Annotated in this window: 5 protein-coding genes, 1 tRNA gene and 1 pseudogene; 3 read left to right on the forward strand and 4 right to left on the reverse strand. The window is 37.4% G+C overall.

The genetic code is table 11. The features are described from left to right. The coding region (locus VNZ46_RS19005; RefSeq protein WP_325561596.1) for an MBL fold metallo-hydrolase at positions 1-440 on the forward strand (440 nt) is incomplete at its 5' end. A 133-nt stretch (positions 441-573) separates the two neighbouring features. After that, positions 574-657 (forward strand) — tRNA-Leu (locus VNZ46_RS19010). 81 nt (positions 658-738) lie between these two features. Here VNZ46_RS19010 and VNZ46_RS19015 read toward each other — a convergent pair. The 4 genes from VNZ46_RS19015 to VNZ46_RS19030 form a co-directional block, all read right to left on the reverse strand. Then, a complete protein-coding gene (locus VNZ46_RS19015; protein WP_325561597.1) occupies positions 739-1,335 on the reverse strand; it encodes a pentapeptide repeat-containing protein in 597 nt (198 codons plus the stop codon). A 2-nt stretch (positions 1,336-1,337) separates the two neighbouring features. Beyond that, positions 1,338-1,838 (reverse strand): DinB family protein, encoded by a 501-nt coding sequence (locus VNZ46_RS19020; RefSeq protein ID WP_325561598.1) that lies wholly within the window; start codon positions 1,836-1,838, stop codon positions 1,338-1,340. 170 nt (positions 1,839-2,008) lie between these two features. Next, positions 2,009-2,221 carry a hypothetical protein gene (locus VNZ46_RS19025; protein WP_325561599.1) on the reverse strand — a complete coding sequence of 71 codons (213 nt, stop codon included), beginning with the start codon at positions 2,219-2,221 and terminating at the stop codon, positions 2,009-2,011. 170 nt (positions 2,222-2,391) lie between these two features. Beyond that, a complete protein-coding gene (locus VNZ46_RS19030) occupies positions 2,392-3,888 on the reverse strand; it encodes a PLP-dependent aminotransferase family protein (protein WP_325561600.1) in 1,497 nt (498 codons plus the stop codon). Positions 3,889-4,004: 116 nt separating this feature from the next. Between VNZ46_RS19030 and VNZ46_RS19035 the strand changes: the two are divergent. Beyond that, positions 4,005-4,466 (forward strand): annotated as a pseudogene (locus VNZ46_RS19035) (hypothetical protein); the annotation flags it as partial.

Consider the following 4,466-nt stretch of genomic DNA (forward strand, 5'->3'; position numbering starts at 1 on the left):
TAAGAAGGGAATTTTCTTATATTTTTTCTGAAATTCAGTATCCCGGACTTCCACAGATCAATTTACATGAAATTTCTGCTGATCATTCCTTTAATATAGGAGAGACCCTTGTCGAACCAATTGAAATTATGCATTATAAGCTTCCTATTCTAGGCTACAGGATCAATGATTTCACTTATATTACCGATGCCAAAACGATTTCTGAAGAAGCTGTAGAGAAAATTAAGGGGACCAAAATTCTGGTGATTAATGCGCTGCAAATTGCAGATCACATTTCTCATTTTAACCTGGAGGAAGCGGTTACTTTTGCGAAAAAGATTAATGCTGAGGTAACTTACCTTACACATATCAGTCATAACCTCGGCCTGCATAATGAAGTGGAGAAAGTTCTGCCTGATAACATCAGGTTAGCTTATGACGGATTAAGTCTATACCTCTAAAATAGATATCAGTTACAAGGCTGATTTCCTGTTTACTACATAGATCTATATAGATGCCTCAATAAAATAAGTTGTAAAAGTTCAAATTATCATTATAAACTTTAGAGATTAAATCTATATTTGCACTTAATATACCCGGGTGGCGAAATTGGTAGACGCGCCAGCTTGAGGGGCTGGTGCTGGCAACGGCGTGGCAGTTCGAATCTGCTCTCGGGTACTTAAGCAAGCAGAATAGACAAAATGTGTTTATTCTGCTTTTTTATTTTTAAAGCTTTTTTATTATAAATAGCATAGTTCATTAGCCATCATAATCAATATCCAGCTGGAACTGATATAGCAATCCTGCAAGGTTCAATGCCGAAAATTTTGCCTGTTTAACCTTATTCACAGCCGGATCAAAACTGAAATTTCTTGCAGTGCGAAAATCTGCTTTTTCTAAAACAGACCGAACAAAACTAGCCCCCGAAAGATCGCAGTTATGAAATACACTGGCTGTCAGATCAGTTTCTTCAAAATCTGTTTGTTTGAGCGAACAATCTATGAACTTGGTTTTTTTGAGTTTGGTGCCAAAAAAGGTGGAATAATCCAGATGACTTTGTTCAAAAAGGAAGGAAAACAGAAACTTATTGCATTTTGAAAAATCAATGCCCAATATTTTGCAGCCGATAAAAGTAGCGTCTTTAAAGCCTGTACCTACCACAGTAGTTAAGGAAAAATTGCATTGTTTGAATTGACAATCCATAAAGTCATTGTGGCTCAAATCACTTTTAGAAAAGTTGCAGTTCATAAATTCACAGTTTATGAATTCACGGTTTTGTAATTTCTTTTCTGAATAGTCAATTTGAGTAAATGTTTTTCCCTGATGAGTTATTGTTTCGTTTGACTCGTTCATCATATTCAATCAGGAGCAACCATTCCAAATTCCGACCATTCTTCTCTCGAAGGTCCGTAAATACCTGGAACAGGTAAGCCCAATATCCGCATAATTACAGTCATTTGTCCGCGGTGATGCGTTTGGTGCACAATGAGAACCCGCAATATTTTTCCTTTTTCCCACTGTTCTCCATACATTTCAACCTGGTCTGATAAGGCTGAGTCTGTGTATTTTGAACGAATAGCTTTAATCAGCAGGTTTGCATATTGTGTATAAGTGTCTGTCAGGGCTAAAACCTCAGCAGGCGCCTGAACATGTTCCAATTCATCTAACGTGAACAAGCCAGCGCGGTGTCCCATTTCAGTAATCGTCTGAGTCAGGTGCCAGGCTAAACGTTCCAGTGAACGGACATCAGGGTGAACCTTTTCTTTACGTGTATTGTCTGTAATTGAGGAAAAAATTTTAGCAGTTTCTTCCGCTTCTACTGTCCAGTCCTTGATGAAATCTTCAATGCTTCTATACATGTCAATGAAATTATAAATGTCTGTGGCAAATATAGATTAAAATCACAAATGCTAAAATAATTAGATGTAAAATATTGAATGCTATATTTATTAGTTATTTGGTTTCCTGTTATTATCGATTATTTTTATATGGCTGATGCCTATTTAAAAGACTGGAATAGCTAAAACTGCTATAAACCTCTGGCTTCTACCGAATGACCAATTTCTTCAATAATATCATTGTCGAGAGCAGACATGCGTGAGTTATCATACCATTTACCAAAGAAATCCCTGCCAATCTCGTATCCGATATGCTGGCGGACCACATTAATTCTTAAAGGTTTTTGACTTTTCAGCCTTACTCCGTATATATCACTATTGATTTTGATGTTGAATGCTTCCATATTTGCTGTTTAGTAATTTCTTTGATCATTAAAACTACTATTAGAACGGAAAATCAACGCTATTGTTTGAGATTTGTTCATTCCATTTATACAATTTATGAGTTTTGCGCTTTTATGCGGATGCAGTCAATTATTTAATCTTCATCCTTTTTGCTTTTCTTTTAACGTGCTTAAAGACTGCTTTGACAAAAAGATAGTTCACTCTCTATAATTTGCTTCATCAGTTTTACGCCAGCCTCCATTTGTGAAAAGCTGAAACCGGTAAAGCCGATAAGAAAACTGTTAGGATAGTGAAATTGTAGGGACAAATGATCAATTGGGTATAAGGTGAGCCCTTTTTGCTTTCCATGAAGTTTAATTTGTTCCGCGTGCAAGGCGTTTTTAAATGTAAGTACAAAATGCATCCCTGCTTCAACTTTAGATATGCTGATTTTGTCTCCAAGATAAGTTTTGAGCAACTGGATCAGATCGTCCTGGTTCTTTTTATAGAGGAGGCGCATTTTGCGTAAATGTCGGTTCAAATGACCGTCACGGATAAACTCTGCTAAAATGGCCTGATCTATAACTGGATTTTGACGATCCGTAATTGCTTTAATTAAAGTGAACTTTTCTGCTAACTCCTGGCTGGGCAAAACCATATAGCCAATTCTTAAAGCCGGAAAGAGGATTTTACTAAAGGTGCCAATATACATTACATTTCCATGCGTATCAATTCCTTTAAGTGCTGCGAACGGACGACCATCATAACGAAATTCACTATCATAATCGTCTTCTATAATGACCATTTTTTGCTTTCTGGCATAGTTTAATAATTTTAGCCGTTCGTCAAGTGGCATAGTAATGCCCATCGGAAATTGATGGGATGGAGTTATATAGGCCAGTTTAGCGTTGGGGTAGTGGGTTATGGCATAGTCCAGATCAATACCTTTGGTTTGTATAGGAATAGGACAGATTTCAGCGCCAAACTTAGCTAAGGCCGTTTTTGCACCATTATAGCCAGGATCCTCCATCCAGCATTGACTATTTTTTTGCACAAGCAACTCCGCAATTAGATGTATCGCTTGCCTGGAACCGTTCACCACTACAATTTGTTCTGGTCCGCAATTGATAGACCTGTTGATTCTCAGATAATCAGAAATGGCTGTCCTTAAAGGTAGATATCCCTGACCGTGATCATAACCAAGATAATACTGATGAATGTTGCGGTAGATATCTGCAGCAATTTTGCCCCAGGTCTTAAATGGAAAATCAGGTAAGAAGGGTACAGAGGCCTGAAATGGGATAAACGATTCCCGGTTACAATCCTGCATAGCAAACTTTGCGTGAGGTAACTCATTCGTACTTATTGATATGATTTTTTGTTGTCGATAGTTATTAGTTCTTTTTTGAGGTTTATCAGGTATCTTGGTCACATAGGTGCCCGCGCCGGTTTGACTGCAGATATAACCCTCTATACTTAGCTGCTCATAGGCATGTATAACGCAGTTTCTGGCAATACCAAACTCCTTGGCCAGTAAACGGGTGGCAGGCATCCGGTCTCCTGATTTAAGCATTCCATTTAAAATTCCTCTGCTGATCTCTTCATATAACTGGATGTAGAGCGGTGTTCTGGATGTTTTCTCCAGTTTAATAAAAGTCATCAGGATTTCAGGAGCTGTTTTGGCCATAATGTTTGAATATTGGTTCTATTTAAAATACAATAATGGTTCTTTTTATAGAACCAAATTTAAAATACTTTTGCGATGTGTCCAATGGAGTTTTAAACATTAACCTATCTATCAATATGAAATTAGCTTTTATAACTTACCAGATTCAGGAAAAATATACTTCTGGAACAGCTTACGATGAAGATGCTGAACTTTTATGCTTCTTAAAACAAAAAGGAATTCATATTGAGCAGGAAATTTGGAATGATCCGGAAGTAGAATGGGCACAATATGATTTGGCCATCATCAAATCTCCATGGGATTACCATGAGCAGATTGACGAATTTTATTTGTGGCTGGATCGGATCAAATCACTGGATGTTCAACTGCTGAATTCAATAGATATTGTAAGATGGAACAGCGATAAACATTACCTCAAGGAGATCGCTGATGCTGGACTAAATATCATCCCAACACTGTTTTTGGAAAAAGGTACCACACCAGATATCTCCGGTCTGTTTTTGAAACTGAAAGCAGAACAGTTGATTATTAAACCATGTGTTAGCGCAGGGGCCAAGAATACATGGAATATTCGTGTT

It is taken from the genome of Pedobacter sp., assembly GCF_035566355.1.
Lineage (GTDB): Bacteria > Bacteroidota > Bacteroidia > Sphingobacteriales > Sphingobacteriaceae > Pedobacter.

Excerpts from the sequence above, each read along its gene's own strand:
- VNZ46_RS19015 (WP_325561597.1), bottom strand. The coding sequence starts at position 1,335 with ATGATGAACGAGTCAAACGAAACAATAACTCATCAGGGAAAAACATTT.
- VNZ46_RS19020 (WP_325561598.1), bottom strand. The coding sequence starts at position 1,838 with ATGTATAGAAGCATTGAAGATTTCATCAAGGACTGGACAGTAGAAGCG.
- VNZ46_RS19025 (WP_325561599.1), bottom strand. The coding sequence starts at position 2,221 with ATGGAAGCATTCAACATCAAAATCAATAGTGATATATACGGAGTAAGG.
- VNZ46_RS19030 (WP_325561600.1), bottom strand. The coding sequence starts at position 3,888 with ATGGCCAAAACAGCTCCTGAAATCCTGATGACTTTTATTAAACTGGAG.